Origin of the sequence: Blautia faecis (assembly GCF_027662325.1) — a bacterium.
Taxonomy (GTDB): domain Bacteria; phylum Bacillota; class Clostridia; order Lachnospirales; family Lachnospiraceae; genus Blautia_A; species Blautia_A faecis.
This window is the reverse complement of sequence record NZ_JAQDKY010000094.1, coordinates 1-2,359: the sequence shown is the minus strand read 5'-3', so window position 1 is coordinate 2,359 and position 2,359 is coordinate 1. Positions and strand designations below refer to the sequence as shown.

General features: G+C 44.3%; 1 pseudogene. It reads left to right on the top strand.

What is annotated here, in order from left to right:
- Nucleotides 1–2,359: pseudogene (locus tag PGQ38_RS19205) on the top strand (SpaA isopeptide-forming pilin-related protein); the annotation flags it as partial.

Genomic DNA, 2,359 nt, shown 5'->3' with positions numbered 1-2,359 from the left:
GCAAAACTAAAAATCATTAAACAGGATGATGAAACCAAGAAGCCGGTCCTGGTTGCAAACACCGAGTTTAAGATTTACAACCTGGATGAAGGAAAATACGTGGAGCAGACCACAACTTATCCAAGTACCGTTACCCATAAATCTTATTTTACGGATGAAAATGGTTATCTGATCCTGCCAAGTGCCTTAAAATGTGGCAACTACCGCATTGAAGAAGTGACTGCCCCGGACGGCTATACCCAGAATACCAATTTAACCATCCGGCAAAAGGAAAGCTCATCATCCATAAATCTGGGGAAACCTTAAAATCTTTCAAAAAAGATTTTATCTACGAGGAAACTTCCCTTTCTGGTGCTGAGTTTGCGGTTTATGCCGCAGAGGATATTTATACCCCGGATCACCAGGTGGATGAAGCGGGCAACCGCACTGTCATTTACCCAAAAGATACGCTGATCCAGAAGGTTACCACAGATGAAAAAGGAGAGGCCATTCTAAATGATCTGCCCCTTGGTACCTACCGTGTTGTGGAAACCAAAGCACCAACCGGGTTTGTCATTAACTCGGACAGCCAGGAGCTTACCTTCCTGTATAAAGATCAGAACACTCCAGTTGTGGAAGAAACCGTGGAATTTTCCAATAAGCGCCAGAAGGTAGAACTTAAAGTGGTGAAAGAGGATGCCGAAACTGGTAAAAAGCTGGAAGGTGCCGAGTTTGGAATTTATAACAATAATGACATTTATTTCGGCGATAAGGTAATTGTAAAGGCAGATACCCTGCTTCAGAAGGTAAAGAGTGACAAAAATGGGCTGGCACAGATTACCCTGGACCTGCCGCTTGGCAAGTATTATGTGAAAGAGCTTCAGGCACCGGATGGCTATGTTTCCTCGGATGAAATCCTGGAATTTGATGCCAGCTACCAGGGACAGGATGTAAAAGTAATCAAATTAAAAGCCACCAAGAAAAACCAGCCAACCACCGTGGAAATCACAAAGGCAGATGTAACGACCGGCGTGGAACTGGACGGAGCTTCCTTAATTATCCTAAATAAAAAAGGCGAAGTGGTAGATTTCTGGACATCTGTAAAAGACAAGCCGCATGTAATCAAAGGCTTAAAGGTTGGAGAAATCTATACTCTCAGGGAACAGATCGCACCATACGGCTATTTACGCACCACTGATATCAGCTTTCAGATTTCCGATACCGCAGAGGTACAGAAGGTAAAGATGGAAGATGATGTGCCGATTGCACGCCTGCTGGTAAATAAAAAAGGGGAGTTCATAGATGATGTTACCCTACTTGACAATGCAAAAGGTGTGGTAGAGCATTTCTTTAGTTATGTAACCGGAAGCCTGATGGATGTTTCCTTTAACGTGTACGCAGCTGAGGATATTAAAGCAGCGGATGGTGTCAGTGAAAATTACTATACAAAAGATCAGCTGGTGGGTGAAACCTCCTATGGATATGTATTGGATGATGAGCCAAGATATGTAGACCTTACCTACCGTGACCAGGATACCCCGGTGGTAACCTATAGTGCAGACTGGCAGAACCGCCGCCAGAAGGTGCAGGTAAATGTTCTGAAAAAAGAAAAGGACAGCGACAAGGTTCTCTCCGGAGCCATCTTTGGACTGTATGCAGCGGAAGATATTGTATCGGCAAGCGGCAAAGTTCTGATTGAGAAGGATACTATCATTGAATTGAAGACCACAGATGAAAGCGGATGGATTCACTTTATGGCGGACCTTCCGATCAATGCAAAGTATTACCTCAAAGAAATCTATGCACCAAACGGGTATGTGCGTGGAACCGAAATTCAGGAATTTACCTTCGAATATCAGGGCGACAAAACCACCCAGGCTGTTTATGAGTTTATTTTTGAGGATATGCAGACCTCTGTGGAACTTTCCAAAGCGGACTTAACAGATGGAAAAGAGCTTCCTGGTGCATCCCTGCAGGTATTGGATTCCAATGGAACTGTTGTGGATGAATGGATTTCTACCGAAGAACCACATATGATCCGTGGCCTGTTAGTGGGGGAAACCTATACGATGGTGGAAACCAAACCAGCAGACGGCTATACCACTGCAGAGAGCATTGAGTTTAAAGTGGAAGATACAGCCGAAGTTCAGAAGCACCAGATGCTAGATGATGTAACAAAAGTGGAAATCAATAAAACCGATGTGACAGATTCCAAAGAAATCCCAGGTGCGAAGCTGACCATCCTGGATAAAGATGGAAAAGTAGTAGAAAGCTGGGTATCGAAAAAAGATCCGCATATGGTGGAAAAACTTCCGGTTGGAACCTATACCCTTCGAGAAGAACAGGCCCCGGATGGTTACCTGGTTGCAGAAGAGGTATC